This is a genomic window from Rhizobium sp. rho-13.1 (assembly GCF_007000305.1).
Classification (GTDB): Bacteria; Pseudomonadota; Alphaproteobacteria; order Rhizobiales; family Rhizobiaceae; genus Rhizobium; species Rhizobium rhododendri.
Window position 1 is genome coordinate 33,059 of sequence record NZ_SCFL01000006.1, and the last position, 17,675, is coordinate 50,733.

The 17,675-nt window shown below is 55.1% G+C and carries 19 protein-coding genes and 2 pseudogenes; 13 read left to right on the plus strand and 8 right to left on the minus strand.

Features of this window, described 5'->3' with window-relative positions; genetic code table 11:
- Positions 1 to 620: 620 nt before the first annotated feature.
- From EQW76_RS16385 to EQW76_RS16400, 4 genes and pseudogenes are all read left to right on the plus strand, one after another.
- A complete protein-coding gene (locus tag EQW76_RS16385; RefSeq protein ID WP_142831822.1) occupies positions 621 to 1,061 on the plus strand; it encodes a YqaA family protein in 441 nt (146 codons plus the stop codon).
- A gap of 510 nt (positions 1,062 to 1,571) precedes the next feature.
- Positions 1,572 to 3,014 (plus strand): ATPase domain-containing protein, encoded by a 1,443-nt coding sequence (locus EQW76_RS16390; RefSeq protein ID WP_142831868.1) that lies wholly within the window; start codon positions 1,572 to 1,574, stop codon positions 3,012 to 3,014.
- Positions 3,011 to 4,063 carry a sensor histidine kinase gene (locus EQW76_RS16395; protein ID WP_142831823.1) on the plus strand — a complete coding sequence of 351 codons (1,053 nt, stop codon included), beginning with the start codon at positions 3,011 to 3,013 and terminating at the stop codon, positions 4,061 to 4,063. Before EQW76_RS16390 ends, EQW76_RS16395 begins: the two co-directional genes overlap by 4 nt.
- Positions 4,064 to 4,377: 314 nt before the next feature.
- A pseudogene (locus EQW76_RS16400) lies at positions 4,378 to 4,569 on the plus strand (helix-turn-helix domain-containing protein); the annotation flags it as partial.
- On the opposite strand, the gene EQW76_RS16405 reads toward EQW76_RS16400, so the two are convergent.
- Both EQW76_RS16405 and EQW76_RS16410 read right to left on the minus strand, forming a co-directional pair.
- Complete coding sequence (locus EQW76_RS16405; protein ID WP_142831824.1) at positions 4,564 to 4,746, minus strand: hypothetical protein; 183 nt, start codon at positions 4,744 to 4,746, stop codon at positions 4,564 to 4,566. The pseudogene EQW76_RS16400 and the gene EQW76_RS16405 overlap by 6 nt on opposite strands.
- Before the next feature lie 12 nt (positions 4,747 to 4,758).
- The gene (locus EQW76_RS16410) at positions 4,759 to 5,058 is read right to left on the minus strand and encodes a hypothetical protein (protein ID WP_142831825.1); all 300 of its coding nucleotides are present in this window, start codon (positions 5,056 to 5,058) and stop codon (positions 4,759 to 4,761) included.
- A 32-nt stretch (positions 5,059 to 5,090) separates the two neighbouring features.
- Between EQW76_RS16410 and EQW76_RS16415 the strand changes: the two genes are divergently transcribed.
- Positions 5,091 to 6,647: a Fic family protein gene (locus EQW76_RS16415; protein WP_142831826.1), complete on the plus strand. Its 1,557-nt coding sequence runs from the start codon at positions 5,091 to 5,093 to the stop codon at positions 6,645 to 6,647.
- A gap of 292 nt (positions 6,648 to 6,939) precedes the next feature.
- Here EQW76_RS16415 and EQW76_RS16420 read toward each other — a convergent pair whose 3' ends face one another.
- Together EQW76_RS16420 and EQW76_RS16425 are read right to left on the minus strand one after the other, a co-directional pair.
- A complete protein-coding gene (locus tag EQW76_RS16420; protein ID WP_142831827.1) occupies positions 6,940 to 7,326 on the minus strand; it encodes a TetR/AcrR family transcriptional regulator C-terminal domain-containing protein in 387 nt (128 codons plus the stop codon).
- 286 nt (positions 7,327 to 7,612) lie between these two features.
- Positions 7,613 to 8,074, minus strand: coding sequence for a helix-turn-helix domain-containing protein (locus EQW76_RS16425; protein ID WP_142831828.1), 462 nt, complete (start codon positions 8,072 to 8,074; stop codon positions 7,613 to 7,615).
- Positions 8,075 to 8,820: 746 nt separating this feature from the next.
- Here EQW76_RS16425 and EQW76_RS16435 point away from each other — a divergent pair.
- A complete protein-coding gene (locus EQW76_RS16435) occupies positions 8,821 to 9,492 on the plus strand; it encodes a hypothetical protein (protein ID WP_142831830.1) in 672 nt (223 codons plus the stop codon).
- A gap of 292 nt (positions 9,493 to 9,784) precedes the next feature.
- Here the strand turns inward: EQW76_RS16435 and EQW76_RS16440 are convergent, their stop codons facing one another.
- Positions 9,785 to 10,531 carry a glucose 1-dehydrogenase gene (locus tag EQW76_RS16440; protein WP_142831831.1) on the minus strand — a complete coding sequence of 249 codons (747 nt, stop codon included), beginning with the start codon at positions 10,529 to 10,531 and terminating at the stop codon, positions 9,785 to 9,787.
- A 104-nt stretch (positions 10,532 to 10,635) separates the two neighbouring features.
- Here EQW76_RS16440 and EQW76_RS16445 point away from each other — a divergent pair, with 104 nt between their 5' ends.
- On the plus strand, positions 10,636 to 10,986 hold the full coding sequence (locus EQW76_RS16445) for a helix-turn-helix domain-containing protein (protein ID WP_142831832.1): 351 nt from the start codon (positions 10,636 to 10,638) through the stop codon (positions 10,984 to 10,986).
- Positions 10,987 to 11,223: 237 nt separating this feature from the next.
- Positions 11,224 to 11,670 (plus strand): hypothetical protein, encoded by a 447-nt coding sequence (locus tag EQW76_RS16450; protein ID WP_142831833.1) that lies wholly within the window; start codon positions 11,224 to 11,226, stop codon positions 11,668 to 11,670.
- Positions 11,671 to 12,043: 373 nt separating this feature from the next.
- Here the strand turns inward: EQW76_RS16450 and EQW76_RS16455 are convergent, their stop codons facing one another.
- Positions 12,044 to 12,421, minus strand: a complete 378-nt coding sequence (locus tag EQW76_RS16455) for a hypothetical protein (protein WP_142831834.1) — start codon at positions 12,419 to 12,421, stop codon at positions 12,044 to 12,046.
- Between the two features lie 310 nt (positions 12,422 to 12,731).
- On the opposite strand from EQW76_RS16455, the gene EQW76_RS16460 reads away from it, so the two are divergent.
- Positions 12,732 to 12,914: a hypothetical protein gene (locus EQW76_RS16460; RefSeq protein WP_142831835.1), complete on the plus strand. Its 183-nt coding sequence runs from the start codon at positions 12,732 to 12,734 to the stop codon at positions 12,912 to 12,914.
- Between the two features lie 395 nt (positions 12,915 to 13,309).
- Here EQW76_RS16460 and EQW76_RS16465 read toward each other — a convergent pair whose 3' ends face one another.
- Together EQW76_RS16465 and EQW76_RS16470 are read right to left on the minus strand one after the other, a co-directional pair.
- A complete protein-coding gene (locus EQW76_RS16465) occupies positions 13,310 to 13,876 on the minus strand; it encodes an NUDIX hydrolase (RefSeq protein ID WP_142831836.1) in 567 nt (188 codons plus the stop codon).
- Positions 13,877 to 14,037: 161 nt separating this feature from the next.
- Positions 14,038 to 14,933 (minus strand): annotated as a pseudogene (locus tag EQW76_RS16470) (LysR substrate-binding domain-containing protein).
- 506 nt (positions 14,934 to 15,439) lie between these two features.
- Between EQW76_RS16470 and EQW76_RS16475 the strand changes: the two are divergent.
- The 4 genes from EQW76_RS16475 to EQW76_RS16490 all read left to right on the plus strand — a co-directional run bounded on the left by EQW76_RS16475 (position 15,440) and on the right by EQW76_RS16490 (position 17,578).
- Complete coding sequence (locus tag EQW76_RS16475) at positions 15,440 to 15,748, plus strand: hypothetical protein (protein ID WP_142831837.1); 309 nt, start codon at positions 15,440 to 15,442, stop codon at positions 15,746 to 15,748.
- An 84-nt stretch (positions 15,749 to 15,832) separates the two neighbouring features.
- Positions 15,833 to 16,096 (plus strand): hypothetical protein, encoded by a 264-nt coding sequence (locus EQW76_RS16480; RefSeq protein WP_142831838.1) that lies wholly within the window; start codon positions 15,833 to 15,835, stop codon positions 16,094 to 16,096.
- A 145-nt stretch (positions 16,097 to 16,241) separates the two neighbouring features.
- Positions 16,242 to 16,595 (plus strand): DUF3592 domain-containing protein, encoded by a 354-nt coding sequence (locus tag EQW76_RS16485; RefSeq protein WP_142831839.1) that lies wholly within the window; start codon positions 16,242 to 16,244, stop codon positions 16,593 to 16,595.
- A gap of 326 nt (positions 16,596 to 16,921) precedes the next feature.
- Positions 16,922 to 17,578 carry a hypothetical protein gene (locus EQW76_RS16490; RefSeq protein ID WP_142831841.1) on the plus strand — a complete coding sequence of 219 codons (657 nt, stop codon included), beginning with the start codon at positions 16,922 to 16,924 and terminating at the stop codon, positions 17,576 to 17,578.
- Positions 17,579 to 17,675: the final 97 nt, after the last annotated feature.

The window sequence follows — 17,675 nt, forward strand, 5'->3', positions numbered from 1 at the left end:
GGCGGGCGGCGCTGTGACGGCGCAGCCGATCGTCGGCAAAACCGAGCGGCCTTGAATGCCTGAGCAATCACGGGCTTTCGGCGGTTCAGCCCAATATTTGGGCCTGGGGCAAGACCGGCGGTGGTGGTCATCGATTGCGCCTCTTGCAGAGACCGCACACCCTTGCCGTTTTTCTCAAGACAACCTGTGGACGGGAAGGAGCCCTTCTGGCGCCTGTCTCGTTGCTTCTCAACTTGGCATGGGACGTCCTTTCCTAAGAGAGACAACCGACAGGCCGACCTTGGTCCCCATCCGCTCGCAGATCGCCTTCCGTTTGCCGGGCTGATTTCCCGACGAGACCTCGCTGGCTGAGACAGGGATTAAGTCCGATTTTAGAGAGCCAGGCCAATCACAATTCAAGGGAATTCTATGACGCCGGGTTCGCAGAAAGCGTTATCCGCTTGGCGGCCATTGCGCGAGGAATTTTGGCGCTCGGATTCGATTCTGTTCCCGTGGATGTTCTTCGGAGATGACTATCCCCCTCCTGTCGCATTACATGGCCTCGGTCCTTGGTGCGCCTGTCCTGACCGACGGGATCATTGGAGGTGAAGCTCCTCGCAAACTCGTAGATTGCTGGAAAAATGCTGAATATTGCCGCCTATGCGGGCCTGTTCTCAACGGCATTCATTGCTGCCACCATCTTCCCATTGCAGTCTGAAGCTGTTCTGGTCGGCATGCTCCTTTCGACAAAATTTTCGGTCGTGGGCGTGGTTATCGTTGCATCTGTTGGCAACACTCTCGGAGCCATGGCGAACTGGTTTCTTGGGCGGTGGATAGAGCGCTTTAGAGAGTATCGCTGGTTCCCGTTGAGCGACAAGGGATTGGAACGCTCGATAAAATGGTATCGGCGATACGGCAAATGGTCGCTTTTACTGTCATGGATGCCAATCGTCGGCGATGGCCTCACCGTTATCGCTGGTGTTCTTCGGGAGCCACTTCTTACATTCACAATCCTTGTTGCCATCGCGAAAACCGGGCGTTACGTCGTGCTTGCGCTCGCTACCCTTCACCTGATTGGTTGAAGGATGTTTTGAAGCGAGAAGAGATATCACCGACATGCTGTCTTTCGACGTCACCCAATCGAACACGGCTGATCAAAAAGCGACCGCAGCAGGCACCCAACGGAACTTCACGCGCCTGTCGCTCAACTCTTGCAAGAGAGCGCTTAGCCAAGCAGACCGTCCGCTTCGAGTAAGATGAGGGCATCGCAACGCCTTCGCCTCGACCATGCGTAGCTTTCGCTCTGCGATAGCCCCGGACAGAGACAGTCAATTTTACCCGATGAACGCATACACGCGATTTCAGTCAGTTTCCGGCTGACCCAACAATACGCGCCCAAAATTCTCGGCAGAGATCCTGCGGGCGCAATCCGATTGCCTCCATGACAGGCATTGTTGAAAATTGTGGCTGGCGGGCGCGACCCCGGAATTGAAGTTCGCAGAAAGGTGAATATAAGAAGAGAGCGGCTCTTCCCTGGACGATGCGCGCCACCGATTTCCAATTTGCGCCAAGCATTGCAGCGGAAGACGAACATGCCCAAACAGAAAAAGCCTACTTTTGTCAGTACGGGAATTACCGGGCTCGATGAGATTTTGCGCGGCGGCCTGCCAGCGTCGAACCTTTATATGCTGCAGGGAGCGCCGGGATCGGGTAAAACGACAGCCGCTCTGCAATTTTTGCGTGCAGGTGTCGAGGCCGGCGAAAGCTGCATATACGTCACGCTCTCGCAGACCGCCGCAGAGCTTGAAGCTATCGCCATTTCGCACGGGTGGACGCTCGAAGGGATCCGGGTCGAGGAACTGTCGACATCCGGTACCGTCAACGAAGCGGACGATCAGAGCATCTTCCTGACGGCCGATCTTCGTCTGGACGAAACGAGAAAAGCTATCGAAGCGGCGATCGAGGAACACAAGCCGCGCCGTCTCGTCTACGACTCCCTTCTCGAAATCAGGCTCATCACCGGCGATAGCCCCCGTTTTCGCCGCGAGTTGATTGGCTTTAAGTCATTCCTTGCCAAACAGAACGTCGTGGCCTTGCTGCTCGATACCCAGACCGCTGGCCCCGACCGCAGTGGCGAGGAGGTCGAGGGGCTTGCTCATGGTGTGATCCGGTTTGACAAGTCGCTCGAGGAATATGGCGGTGTGCGCCGCCGCATCGAGGTCTCCAAGATGCGCGGCGTACCGATTGCCGACGGATATCACGACATGGCTATCCGCGAAGGGGAGGGCGTCCTCGTGTTCCCTCGAATTATGTCCAGCAAGGCGTCGGAAAATCCGAAGCCGCAACTGATCAAATCCGGTGTCGCAGAGCTCGACGAAATGTTTGGGGGAGGCCAGGAGGCCGGGACCACGACACTCGTCATCGGGCAGTCGGGCACCGGCAAGTCGACGATGTCATCCCTCTACGCCACAGCAGCGCTCGAGCGCGGTGAAAGTGTGGCGCTGTTCCTGTTCGAGGAGCGGCTGGAAACCTTCTTCCGCCGTTCCGAGGGCCTGGGTATGGAACTGAGGCAGTTCCATAAAGACGGCAAACTCATCTTGCGAGATTTCAATCCCAATGAAATCTCGCCGGGAGAGTTCGGCCAGATCGTCCAGGATGCGGTCACACAGAACAAGTCGAAGGTGGTGGTGATCGACAGCCTGACGGGATACCTAAATTCTCTGCCGCACCGCGAGAAAGCGGTGCGCGATATCCAGTCCCTCTTGAAGTATTTGGCCCGCTCCGGTGTCCTGACCATGTTGATTGTCGCTCAACACGGCTTGATAGGCCAGAATGTTGGCATAGATGTCGATGTCAGCTTTCTTGGCGATACCGTCCTGCTGTTGCGGATCATGGAGCATGAGGGGCGACTGCGCCGGAATATAACCGTGGTCAAGAAGCGCCACGGCCCGCATGATCTCAATGTACGTGAACTGCTGATCGAAAGCGGTAGCGTCAGCGTGGTTGCCTATAATCCGCTTCCAGATCCAAAATGAATGATGTTCCAACCGACAGCGAGCTGGACTGGGTGCTCGTCCTGGCTCCCTTTCGCAAGGATGCCGATTACATTGCAGCATTTCTTCGGGAACAGATGATCGAGGTCATGCCCGCAAAGGCCGGCGACGAGCTGGGTGAGCACCTAGCCCGTTCGCCCGGCATCATTGTCATTACCCATGAGGCGCTCAATCCAGAGGCAGTTGCGCGCATTGCGGAGCATCTTGCAGAGCAGCCCGACTGGTCGGAAGTACCCATCATCGTCCTCCTGGAACGTAGCGCGCCGATTGCACGAATCCGTGTCCAATTGCAGAATTCCTGGCCCGGAGCACGTCTCCTGTTTCACACGCGCCCAATAGCCCCGCTGGAACTTGTGAACGGGATCCAGTCAAACCTCCTGGTACGACTGCGCCAACGTCAGGTCCGAGATTCCATCGAGCGCGAAAGAGAGCTTCGTCTGGAGCTCAATCACAGGGTAAAAAACATCCTGGCAAGCGTTGGCTCGATCTTTCAGATGACTCGACGCGGAGCCACAACCGTCGAGGACCTCGCCAGCAATTATACCGGTCGCCTTCAAGCGCTTTCCGACGTGCATACGGCCGTTTTCGAAGCCGGTGGCGAGGAGGTCGCGCTTTCCGCAGTGGTTGACCTGACTGTCTCTCCTTACAACAAGGATGGCGTGAGCCGCATAAAAGTCAGTGGGCCGGGCATCGTCGTCAGTCGCAACGCTGGAACGACGATAGCGCTGTGCCTGCATGAGCTCATCACCAACGCCATCAAATACGGTGCGCTCTCCCGACCTGAGGGGCATGTAGAGATCGTCTGGACATTCGCAAAAGACGACAGTTCCGATTTCTCCCTGAACTGGACCGAAGTGGGCGGGCCCATGGTTCGCGAGCCGACGCGGCAGGGATACGGCACGCGATATGTGAGGTCTGCGTTGGGATCGCTGTTCGGAACGGCTCCCGAAATCGTTTTTGCTCCAGGTGGCTTCCGATGCAGCGTAAGCGGTCCGGTGAAAAGGATTTCGAGCGGCACCACAGGTTCATGACCATTTCCGCAAGCGTCGCGTGATCGAGATTTCTCGTAATACTTTTGCAGATAGTTGTTGGCCAAGGATCGATTTAGCCGCCTGCGCGTTCCTTTCTCTCGCGTCAAAAGGACACCGTTAAGTGGCCCTATCTTCTTTTTAGTTCCATAACCTACCTTACGCAGCTTTGACATGTAGCGGCTATTTAGTAATGCGACAGGTGGGCCGGTTAGACATGCGGCAGTCTCGCCTTTCGATGCACTGGTCAACATCAATGTTGGGAGCAAGGATGACGACGTCCAGCCTGGTGGAGACCAGGAGCGAACGGAGTCGTCATGTCCTGTTTGATCACCATGTCGCAGAAAGAATTGCATCGCCTCGAAGTCATCCAGAAGATCCGGGATCATCGCTTGAGTGTAGTTCAGGCGGCCGAACTGCTTGCTCTCTGTCGCAGCCAGGTCCACAGGCTGCTACAGGCTTATGACAGTGCCGGTTCGGCCGGCCTCTTGTCGAAGAAGCGATCACGATGTCCGCATACCTGAAATGAGGCCGTCGCCGTCCTCCTCTCCATTGCTCTTGGCGGCGAAATGATCGTTGACCATGACGGAGACGTGCATCATCGCCAACACGGGATGGCGTCTGGCATTGCCCTCGGCGATGGGGGTGACGTACTTGGCCGCGATGTCGAACAGGACTGTTGCCATTGTCCGCATCGATCACGGCGTCCAGGAAGCCGTCGACATCGATGGCGCGCGTCTGAATGTTGCACAGGGGCCGCCAGGAGGGTCTTGGACGCTATTTGCAGTCAGTTCCTTCGCGCCGCTGCCGATTTCAAAATAATCAAAAAATCGCAGATCATGTTGTTGATAATCAAATTTCCACACTAATAATGGATTTTCCACTTTTCTATGTTTATAGCCATAATCAATTCTCCACAAAAACCGCACAAAATAACCGAAAATAAATGAACGTAATCCACTCTCCGCATTGACACGTGATAGTAATCGTATTTCCATATCTTTAATTGATTTCCCACACGGAGCCAATCATGACGTTCAGACCATTCCCCCGCATATTTCAGGAACGTTTGGTGCCGGCACGCGCCACCCTTGTCGGCTGGAGCGCTCTGATAACCGAATTTTCGGTAAAGGCTCCCTTGAAAACACCAACAGCCATTTCAGACGTCACCCTCAGGGATACCAAACGAGAGATGGACGGCTGGAAAATCTACGATGCCCGCTATGCGCCCGCCAATACCCTCGCTGGTCACCTGACGTTCGCCCTACGTTACGAAGGCGTCGACTTGCTGATACTCAAGCGTCTCCTTACCGCGGCACCAAAACGTGAAATCGAGGAATTGGTGCTCAGCGAACCGACGGGGGCGATGGCCCGCCGCGTCTGGTTTTTCTATGAATGGCTGACAGATGAAAAACTAAATGTTCCAGATGCCGGTCGCGGCAACTACGTCGATGCCATCGATCCGGCCGCGTATTTTACATCTCTGCCGGCCAATTCGACCCGCCACCGCGTGAGGAACAACTTGTTAGGCAACCGCGAGTTCTGCCCGATGGTAAGACGGACGCCTACACTTGACAATGCTGTCGGCAGCCATTGGGACGTGCAGACAAAAGACCTGATCGGCGGAGTCAGCACAGGCGTTGTCGCGCGCGCGGCCAGCTTCATGTTACTTGCTGACACACAGGCCTCCTATCAAATCGAAGGTGAACGCCCGCCCCGAAATCGGCTTGAACGATGGATGAGAGCCGTTTCCCAAGCTGGCAAATACCCACTTTCCGTAGATGAACTAGAGCGCCTGCAAACCATCGTTATCGAAGAAGACCGCTTTATAAAACAAGGCCTGCGTGACGAAGATGGATTTATTGGTGTACGAGACCGAGAAAACAATCCACTTCCAGAATTCGTGCCAGCCCGACATGAAGACGTTAAAGCTCTTATTGAAGGCATAATCGATGCTGGGCAGAGAATGGCGGAAAGCGGAGTAGACGCCGTTGTGCAAGCGACTATTGTGGCGTTCGGCTTCGTCGCAGTGCATCCGTTCGTTGATGGGAACGGACGACTACACCGCTATCTGATACACCATGTACTTGCCGAACGCGGCTTCACGCCCGCAGGATTGATATTCCCAGTCTCAACTGTTCTGCTCGATCGCGAAGCCGACTACGCAGCGCACCTACGCAACTTCACCGGACCCCTTCTACCGTATATCGAGTGGGTGCCGACTGCGCAGCAGAACGTTTCCGTCCTGAACGACACCGCCGATCTTTATCGCTACGGCGATTATACATCCCTGTCGGAATTCTTATACGCGTGCGTCATCAGGACAATCGAAGAAGACCTTCCCAAAGAAATTGCATATTTGGCTTCCTACGACGAGGCGAAACAAAGAATACAGGACCTGCTGGAAATGCCAGATTCGATGATTGGCTCGCTTATTACGTTCGTCAGCCAGAACAACGGTCAACTCTCCAAAAAGCGAAGAAATAGGGAATTCGTGAAGCTGACGGACAAAGAAGTGGCCAACATCGAGCAGATCATTGCCGATGCGTTCGAGCCGGAAGATCACGAGAGCACACAAAATCACTGAGGACCCGCTGGCCGGTGATCGTACTCAGGACTCGTACACCACACCGCCGTCCAACATGTTCACGGGTAGAGTCGAAGGAAATTCGCAAATATAGTCGGCGCGCCAGAGGCCTCTCGGAAAACCTCCCTGATATCAGCCTCTGCCCTCCTTCTCGGCAGAACCCCTCGTCTTCGCCATACACCCGCAAAGAAAGATTCCTGCGCATAGCTCGGCCCGCTGCCGTACCTCTTCTAACGAGGGAGGCTTTTTCTGATTGAGCATCACACCGCGTTGAGGCTCGAACACCATCACTTCACGGAGCGCCGCCCGCCAGGGAGATGTCGGCGATAGCGATTTCTCCCGTCCGGCAGCGAGATTGCAGCCACCCCTCGACGACCTTGGAAGTACCCAGAATCGCCCGTTTGTAGAAAGCGTCTGCGACCTCCGGAAAGCGGTCGGCCTCCGTAACAACGAGCTTGTAAATGGCGATCGTATCGAGATCGAGAGTTAGCCGGCCCAGTACCTCCAGCAAATGGACGAGCTCATCGCGCCAACCAAGGGCGATAGCGCGCCCGCGAAGCGCATATTGCCGCATGGCGCTCTCGGTATTGTCGATGACTTGCCGCATCGAAGATTGGCGGACGTAGAGGTATGCGCTGCGTTCACGGTGATGGGGCTGGACTTTGAGGTGTACATTCATGGTGCTCTCCGTTGATGGATGCTCATGGCGATGGTCGCCAGGACATGAACGACGGCGCTGAGTTCGCCGTGCGCCGGTCGGGTGGCCGATGATAGGTAAAACTGCCTCTGGTCTGGGCTTGCCGCTGTAGTCAGTGTGCGGGCCCATCCCCACATGCCGCGGCGCAGAAAAAGCATGAGCCCGCTACGAGCCTTGAGCGGCAGAGCTTCACCGAGAGCTGCGCCGCGCAGTACCTCGTACTGGTCCGCGATGTCGGGCAATGAACACGCCGGTCCCACGGTAACGTCTAGCGGATCGTTTTTTTTAACACCCGCTCGATCGTCCGGGGATGTAGTGCGATATCGAATTCGGTGCGAACCAGCTTGGCGAGATCGCGGGCATGAACGGGTTCGCCCGGGACCAGTTTCGCCTGCAGAAATGCCAGGACTTCGTCGTCGACCTTGTGGGGTCCACGGGGTCCCGGCTTTGCCGGCACCAGTCCGGCGATCCCCGTCGCGTCGAAGTTTGACTTGGCCTGATAGTAAGTCGGTCTGGAAACCCCATACTCGTCGGAAGCGTCTGTTACCGAGACGTTGTCGACGGAGACGCGTCGCAGCATCTCGTATTTGACCTGGACCGCGTCGTGCGGATCGAAAAACTCGCTGCCGCGAAACTTTGGATCGCGCACCTTCTCGGAATTTGGATTGAAGGTGCCCTCGTCGATGAGCTCATCCATCTTTGATCGCTTGCCGCCGTACTTCGCGAGCATTGCAGGCTCCGGATATGAGATCGAGTATGAATGTAATTGTATTTATACCGCATATCTCGATTATATCAAGGATTGGATCACACTTGTAACGCGGATTTAGGCCGATAAAACAGCTATAATTGCTCATTTTAGATCCCCAAGCGGCATAATCCCCTTTACATGTGCGGCATAATTATCCTTACACTCCGCGCGCGGCCGCGTTGCCAGCCTGCCGCAAAGGTGTTCCACCATGGTCGCTAGATCCATCAAGTTCGAAACGAGCAAGAGCGCACGCCCGTTGCTCACGACAACTTCTGGATCGATGCTCACAAGATCAGTCCATTGAGGGGGACGCGGCCATATGGCGCCATCGTCGGTCTGCAGCAGCAGCCGGTCGCCTTGCAAGTTACTTCGCTTGCCAACGCAGCGCAGCTGCCGTCCGAAAAGAGGATGAAACTGATGCGTAACCAGCACTAGCTGCTGATCTGCGCTGGTCGTGGCTGCATTCTGGGATAAGGTACAAGAGGCTGGAAGAGCAACCTTTACCTGGCGCGGCATCAAGGATGGCCTGATGACGATGACCCACGCCCAGTTCGAAGCCTTGTTTGATGGCCTCGATTGGCGGCGGGTTCATGCGGTCAAGGCGAGGACGCCCGAGACAATCGAATAGCTGCGACACGATGACTCAGGGCCGCAAATTCAAACGGCAATTCAGGTCGAGAGATCTCCATCAAGGGAACCACTATTACGCCGAAAGGTGATAAAATATGTCTAAACTACCTCATCAATTAAAGTCCTTATGCGCGGTATTAGGTCTATTGATACTAACGATATCGACCGAGGCAAATGGGCAAAATTTAACGACCTCCGAGAATTTTGATGCGGCTAAAGCGCTCTGTGAACGTCAGACCTTTGCTCTGGAAGACATAAATGAAGTGAAGCCTTGGCTGGTTTATTTCAGCGGGCTTAGAAATGGAAGATCGTCGAGCCCACCGGATTCCTGCCCCAGTTCGACTATGCGCGCCATCGTAGGCATCGTTGGAAGTGGTAGCGTCGAGAAGGCGGAGGACGCTCGTGCAGCTTTCTTGAGTCTATATGTGTCACGAGGCACAGAGATGGAGCTCGCCGACAGACGCCGCGACAGTGATGGGTCATTTCGGTACCGCAATGACATCGTGCTTGCTGGCTTTGTTTGGTTATTGTGCCCCGGACACAGCGATCAGCGGCTGTCATGTGTGAAGGAAGTCATCCACAACTTTCCGGCTGAGTTCGTTAGCACCAGTCCCGTGTTCTGTGATTTCGCGGGACCGAAGCAGGGCAAGGTCGAGTGGCCCCCGCAACGCGCGCTGTATCCGTTAGTTTGCGCAGACAATGGACAAGAGAAATCAGAGAATTCGGACGCTTGGTTGAGGCAAGCCGGGATTACCCTCGGAGATTAAGGAGTGCAGCTCACGCCGTCGACGGAGAGACTTAACGTTTCGGGACAGCCAGCAATCGACCTGCCTGCCGATCTCGGAGAGGGGCCGGTGTCTCTACTCGGAAAGAAATTGCTTTCATTATGCGATGCGGAACAAATGGTTAGATGAATGCGTGTCACCCTGCATGTGGGATACTCCCCCGAAAGGAGGGGGAAGGCGCGGGCCAAGCCGGCCCCGACACTGAACGCCCGGCCGATTCCGAGCAAGCGTCGTGGGACGCTGCAGGGCAATCGGCCGGGCGGGTGATCAAAGGTCAGCGAAAGCCGCCGCTCGCGGTCAGTCGTTCGCCCGTCAGCCAGCGCGCGTCGTTCGAAGCGAGGAAGACCGCGACATCGGCGATATCGTCCGGCTGGCCGGTGCGGCCGAGCGGGGTCTGGGCGACGGCGGTAACCTCGAAATCGGATCCGACGAAGCCGGCCGTATGCGTGCCCTCGGTTTCGACGATGCCGGGCAGGATGGCGTTGACCCGGATCTTGCGCGGACCCAGCTCGTTGGCAAGGACGCTGGTGATGACATCGACGGCGCCCTTGGTGCCCGAATAGACGGCGGAGGTCGGCGGAGCAAGGCTCGTCACCGCAGACGAGATGTTGATGATGCTGCCGCCTTCGCCGATGTGCTTGACCGCTGCCTGCGTCGTCAGCAGGACGCCGAGAACGTTCACGTCGAACATGCGACGATAATGCGCCTCGGTGATGTCCTCGATCGCGCCGAACTCATAGACGCCCGAGTTATTGACCAGCACGTCGAGACGACCGAACGCCTCGATGGCGGCGTCGACGAGCCCCTTTGCCTGATCGGCTTTCGTCACGTCACCCTGTACCGCAATGGCCTTGCCGCCGGCAGCAGCGATGGCATTAACAACGGCGTCAGCGCCCTCCCGGCTCGAGGCGTAGTTGACGACGACCTGTGCGCCCTCGGCAGCGAATGCCTTGGCAATTGCCGCACCGATCCCCTTGGACGCACCGGTCACCAGAGCCACTTTTCCCGTAAGTTTAGACATGATCGTTCCTTTCGACACGGACGCCATCGCTCTCTCCGGCCTGTTCCGTAGTTCAGACTTTCGGAACTGTTGATCTGCTTTTCAAGTGCCCCTATATAAAGTTTATGAGACCGCTCGTGCACCCCGCTATAGACGACATCCGGCCTGAGGCCATCCTGTACGCGCTTTCCGATCCGGAACGGGCCGCGATCTTTGCGCAGATCGCCGGCGTCGGCTCCAGCGGAACGTGTACGGCGCTCGCCTGCCTTGGTGAGCGCGTCATTCCGAAGTCGTCGCTCTCCCAGCATTTCAAAGTCCTGCGCGAGGCCGGCCTGATCCGCTCCGAGCGCCGTGGCATCGAAATGAGCAATCATTCGCGCTGTCAGGAAGTGGACGGCCGTTTCCCGGGGCTCATCCTGGCCATTCTGCGCGCTTACGGCCAGCAGCCTGCCTTAGCTGCCGGCCCGGACACCTGATGTGTCGTCCCTGCCGGCAGCGGACCGAAATTCGAGCCGCGTTGCGGCGACGGTAAGAGACATGCCGCGATAGATGGCTGGCGAAGTGCGTCGGCCCATGGTTCGACCAAACCGGTCACGACAAGCCCATGGGATCTTTTAAAGTCCGCTACCGGCCCGAAGCGGCCATAGATACTGGGCTCGCTATTTATGGTAAAAAGCCTATCGTTGAGGTCATGGACCGTTTTTGGGGGTGCCTTGAAGAAAATCACATTGCGATACAAACCAGACGACGATCATCATGGTGAATTAACCGCCGTCGTGCAAAGCGGAGACTTTGCCGGAAAAAGCGCTGCATGGTTTAGCCTTGCCGAACTTCGTAAATTCGAGATGTCCCTTGGGGCATATCCAATAGGCCAAGGCAACGCCCGACCGTTATTGATGGGTGGCTTCTTCGAGGATGACTCGATTGATCAGGCACATCTCAGCCTCCAAATCGTTCCGATTGGCCCGAGAGGATTGCTGAGTGTGAAGGTCCTCTTGGCTACACCAGTGCGGGAAACCATGCCGACTGAACAAGAGCGGAATACTGTTAGCGCAGATTTTTCTGTAACTTACGGGGACGTTTCGCGTTTTCAGTCGTCGCTTCAAACCCACCTCAGTGGAGAACGTGACGACGCCGTTTTAGAGCAGTCGTCTACTTAGGATGATAGAAGCTTTCGGCGGCGCGGTGATGCCTCGTCGGACAAATTACTTGCTGACGTCCAAGCATCTGTCATCTCCAACTGAAAAGAGTAATGTCGTGCCAACATTCGCTGCTGTACTTTTAGGAGTTGGATGTGGGATTGTTCTGCTGGCAATAGCTTTTCGGGTTAGTTTCCGTAGGAAGGCTACAAAGAAAGGAGGATTTCGATCAGCGCAGAACCACGACGTGTTCGAGAGAGACCCAAGCTTCTAAAGCTCGTTGGATAAAGACAAAATGGGGTCGTAGAGGCGGCTCTGATCACGTTCATTATCGGTCCCCATCCTTCCGGTGACTAAGCCAGTGAGCGCCTGAAAAGAAATGGCCATGAGCGACCTAAACGATGGCTGTGCGATGCCCGAAGGGGGTATCATCGTCGAAATCGACAGTTCCGATCAGATCGCTTTCCCCTGAAAGCTTTTCTTTCTCATCCTTGTCAGCGACTCCAAGCCCTTCACGTTCGGTATCGCTTCCACCATGGGAATGATGATCGGGAGAAACCTCCATTTCATCATCGGCCACACCTGAGTATCGGGCCATATCTGCCTGAAGTTCCGCGTTCGCCTGCTTCAGTGCGACTTGATCTGAATCGATGATCGACTGACGTGTGGCGACCCACTTGTTGTCAGGTTCCGATGTTATCGAAAGACTGCGGCCAACCTGGGTGGGCGACGTTGCTGATGAACCGGTAATCGGTCTGATGGCATCGACCATGGTCGGTTCACTCCGTTGCGTTGCCGAGCAGCGCTCAGTCCGGCCCTATACGTATATCTGCGCCCCACGTCCTGCAAGCAAGACCGGACAGTTGGTCGAACCGAAGTCAGCACTTCGCCATTATGGCCGTTAGAAGATTGAGACCATGCAAAGCGACTGTCAATCTCCTTGCCTTATGAACTTACCGAGGCTTGCCGCTCAAGGCCGAGCCGGTTAGAGGAACGACAGCGGGTCGGTCCACCTTCACTTATCTACCGAGATACCGGAACTTTGGACGCTGAGACCTGTTTCTCTTTAAAAGGAGACCGACATGTCGACCAATGATCAGAACGCCTCCCCCGAGCAAAAGCGGCCCAACGATGTTTCTCCGAGAGCGAATGACGAGAAGTTTGCGGATGAAGAGTCTATGGCTCCGCCGACTGTGCAGCCAGCGGGCTCCAAAGACGAGAGCGAGCGCCCAATCGTAAATCCAGTAACGGGCGGTGCGCTTTAGCACCCCTAATTAGAACACAATGACTAACTAATTGAAGAATGTCGGCTCGCTAGGAGCGCTGAAATGATTTCGGCGTTCGTGAAGCCGCTGTCGCTTTCAACTTCTGACCACGGATGTACTGGCAGGACGAGTAGACGATGATGAGGAAGGTCGGTGCAATTTTGCCCCGGCCTTTTTTGTTTCCGAGAACGCATTGGGCGAGGTTGGTGACCGACCATCAACCGAACATTTCGTCTCCAGTTGCCAGCCTGACGAAGCGACGTCTAAATCATGTCCCAGCGAAGCGGCCGTGGCCGCTAGACCTTAAACCCACTCCTTCGCTGGCCGCGTTTCCGGAGCCATAGGCCCCGGGATCATTCGCGGTCAAGTCTCGACCAACTCCACTTGGTCTTTGATCAGGGCGCAATTTCTCCAATGCGTCCAGAGACCAGCAAGGCAGTGAGGACAGACGAGGTATGGAGCGCTTGCTCTAGAAAGCCGTGGTGGAGTTTTTTGATCAATTCTCCAACCGGCATGCGGTGAACTGTTAGACCGTCTTCACCAGCGTCGAGCAGTTGTGTTCCGACGGGTTCCACTTCAGTCGCGAGGAACGTGTGTAGGCGGTTGGTGTGAGAGGCTGGATTGGGGAAAAAGGTTGCTATGAGTTCAATCTTTCCTGCCCGATAGCCTGTTTCTTCCTCAAGTTCTCGACCGGCGGCGGCGCATGGGTCAGGGTCATTGGCGTCAATACCACCACCCGGAATTTCCCAAAACACCCTACCCGCCGCATGTCTATATTGCTTCGTCAGCAGTACGTGCTCATCGCTCGTTATGGCCACGACGTTTATCCAGTCTGAATAGGTCAACACGTAGTATGGGCTGATTTCCTGCCCGCTCGGCGTGCGACATTGATCGGCGCGAAGGTCAATCCATCGATCTTTCACCAACGTTTTTGACGCAAGAGTTGTCCAGACGTCTTCCATACGAGTTACCCCTGCGATGCCTCCCGCTACACGAAGTAAATTTGGCGCTCGGGCAATTGTGGAGACCGGCTACTACGTGACCGCTATCGGCCCAAAGCGGCCATTGCACGGCTTGGAAGCACAGCCCTCGAAAACGAAAGTAACTCAACGGGGCTGCGCCATCAGGCTGCGGCGACATCGAATTTTTCCAGCAACCACCTTCGGAAGACCTTAATCTTTGAAATGTTCCGTCGCCCCTCGGGATACGCGAGCCAATAGTCGGTGCGTCGATGCAGGTCAACGCAAAGGGCTGGTAAAGTCGTCCCGCCGCGACGTCATCTTCGAAATGAGCAGGATTGAGCATAGCCACGCCTTCCCCGGTCATGGCGAGACCTGCTTCCAGAACCTGGGTTCCAAACTCGTTCTTGGGATAGCGTTCGAGCCCGGGATCGTGGACGCCAGCGGCTTCAAACCACTGTTTCCACCAAACATCTCCGGCGCTGATGATCGGCAGCTTCAGAAGATCGATTGGTGCATGAATTCCGCCGACGCGAGCGGCCGCGTCGCGGCTAAGCATCGGGGTGAACTCCATCGCCATTATCTTATGACACGTAAGTCCTGGCCAATCACCTGTTCCCCACCGGATCGCCACATCTGCGGAGTCTCGGTTGAAATCGGCAAGGATAGAGGTTGTGACAGGTCGAACAGCGATATGTGGATGGAGTAGCTGAAACGCACCGATGTGCCTGGACAACCACTGTTGCCCAAAGGTCGCTGTCGAATGGATAGTCAGCGTCTCCGCCGCTGCCTGTCGGACACTGACCATGGCCTGTTGAAGTAACTCGAATGCCTCGGAAACTTTCGGGGCCAAGCGTTCGCCTGCCTCGGTCAGTGAGATCGCTCGCGGCTGACGCACAAACAACAGTTCACCGACATTCTCCTCAAGCAGTTTGATCTGATAGCTGACGGCTGTTTGCGTCATACCCAGTTCAACACCCGCTTTCGTGAAACTGTTCATCCGCGCCACGGCATCGAAGACGCGCAGGGCATTCAACGGGAATTGCTTAGACAGCTTCATGCATAAGTTCTCTTGATGCCCTGTTCCAATCGTTCGATTGGAATTCGAGCATTTCCAGCGCCAGAGTGCAAACGACTAAAGCTTGCATAGAGGGGTATTATGGAGAGCTGTCGTTTCAAGCGAGCGCTATTGATCAGGGCGATTGAGGGTTGGAAGTCATGCCGCGAAGCCGTATTCGAGCGATGGCGCCGGTTTGGGAGCTGGAGACCGCGCGACCTTGACACGATGCCCAATTACATGAAACGGGACTTAGGATTTCTCGACGGACGTGATCCCCGTCACGATGACGACTTACGGCGATAAACAGCAGTGGAGCTGTTCCGGTTCTATCATGATTGGAAGGCGCACATCCGCTAGGTGCAGAAGGTCGATTTTAGTCGATGTGGCCGGTGAATGTCTCCTACTGGCGATCCGCCCATGACCGCTGTCGGCCCAGAGCGGACATGTTGAAACCAGCCCTACTGCCTAATATAGAATTTCATGCTTCTTTTGAGGGATACGGTTCTATGACGATCAGTTCGAAACTCACTCGACTTCGTGATATCGGCTGGAGCCTGTGGGACCCCATTGGTTTACTCCAGCCAGGTCAAACTTGGAGAGACGCCGAATGCCAACCGTTCTCTGACGAGTATGATCACTACCTATTTAAAACGGCGGACCTTCTGCGACAGGGGTTCTCTGACGCAGAGGTCATCGAATATCTAGTCGATATTGAGACAAATCATATGGCGTTTGGCGCTGAAATGGCGGACACCAGACAAAGATTACGTTTGGTCGTTAACGCGATCCGCGCCGACGACACGCTCCGGGGCTAAACGTCTCCTCTCGGCCCGAAGTGGACCTCTGATCACTGCACAAATGCCTTCTTTATTCGGATAAATAAAGACTTCCGAGAAGGTATGATAATTTCTCCTGCATTTGTTGACCGCCAGGTCTATTCCCGAAAGATGCATATGCACAATATCGCAGCCGCGCTCGCAATCGCCATCTCCTACCTGGATCGACGTCCTTCGACCGCTAGTGAGGATGATGATATTGAGACTGTGGAAGCCATAGCCGCAGAGCTTCGGCAAGCATCACCCAACGAGAGGGATGAGTTGATGGCGGCTCTGGTTCATATCGGCAGAGCCGACCTGATTGACGGCTTGGGCTTCATGTCCTGAATCGACCCGAACCGGACATCACCGCCCTCGGTCGGGGCGTGGGGGATCAGAACGCCTAAGGAACCGCATTTTTCACTAGAACTTGCGTATATTCACTTCGCCGCTTAGAGATTAATAACTACAAACAGGCGCGGACTTTGAGCAGATGATCCTGAATATTCTCGTGTTTGTGTTTATCGTAGGCCTGCTTGTTGCCTCGGTATTCGCCAGGCGCCGAGAGATAATCTTGTCTACGGGCTGGGTCGAGACTATTGCTACTCTTGTGTCGTCGCGAAGGATTGTGAATGGCGAGGATATCACTACCTTAGTAGAAGTCTCATATGTCTTTGATGGAAAAGCGTATTTCGCTGAAAACTTAAATGTATACGGTACTGAACGGATGAGCCTAGACAAAGGAATGTCCGTCGTTGTCCTTGTGGACCCAGCATATCCGCAGCGCTGCATGATTAAGAGAAGCTATGCGGTGGATAATGCGATCAAGGCAATACTGAAGGCCTAATTTGGAGGCACGCGCATCAAAGGCGATCCCCTCTCCATTTACCCTAGAAAACCAGAGGGAACCCAAGATCAATGAGGTTCATTTCTCTTTTTCTCGACCTTGATGATGTTGAAAAGCACGCGAAGTATTCCGCCGAGTATGAAAAACAACTCAAAGACACCCCAGCTAACCTCGTCTGGGCCGTGGGGCAGAACGGGCTATCGGCACGACCCCCCAATGGATGATGCCAAGGGTGCGCTCTGTCGCTCCTGCATGCAAACGAGATATGCTCATTTCCGGCCATTTAATGCCAGCGATTGGCGGGACGCACGATAGGTACCCAATCAATGCACACAGCGCCTATTGAACGCCAAGCGGCAAGCAATCGCTTTCACCCATCATATTTTATTGGTGCATTGCTTGTCGTGTTGTATTGCTACGTTGTCATAAGTCTCAGCCGAGCAATTGATGACGACGTCATCTTGATTGTTTTAGTTGTCTTTCCCGGTTTGCTCGCCGTAGTAGTGTGGCTAGCCTGCACTTGCTGGATTTTAATCAAATGGGATTGGAGGCGGGCGTTGTCGTTGTTCGCAGCCCCCTTCCTGGCATGGATGCCGTTCATAGTTTTAGTTCACTTCGGCTTTGATAGCGACTGGTTTCGATTCAAGGTAGAGAAACATAATTTCCTGCAAGACGTGGAAGAGAGCGCCGCGCTGGCTGGGCATCCTGTACTTATTCACTGGTTCTGGGCATCGGAGGGCGGGGGCTTCGGCAATTTTGGGCACGAATGGCTTTTGATCTATGATGAGATGGACCAACTATCCCAGCCGTCGAAAAGCTGGTCCGATGAATTCCGGAGAAAAATGTCGAAACCCAATGCCAGTGGTCGGTTGTACGGAACATATTCTGAGGGCACAGGCCTGAGTGTAGCGACTGACGATTATACGGAGCTTCACATTACAAACATGGGTGGTCACTTTTATCTTGCACAGTGCTTGCAGTAAGGGGACGGAGCGATCCTAATCATGATTTCTTGACGGTCGGGCCGGACGTATGCATGATCGCCTTGCTACTGCTTGAGATTGGGCGACCGGATGACGT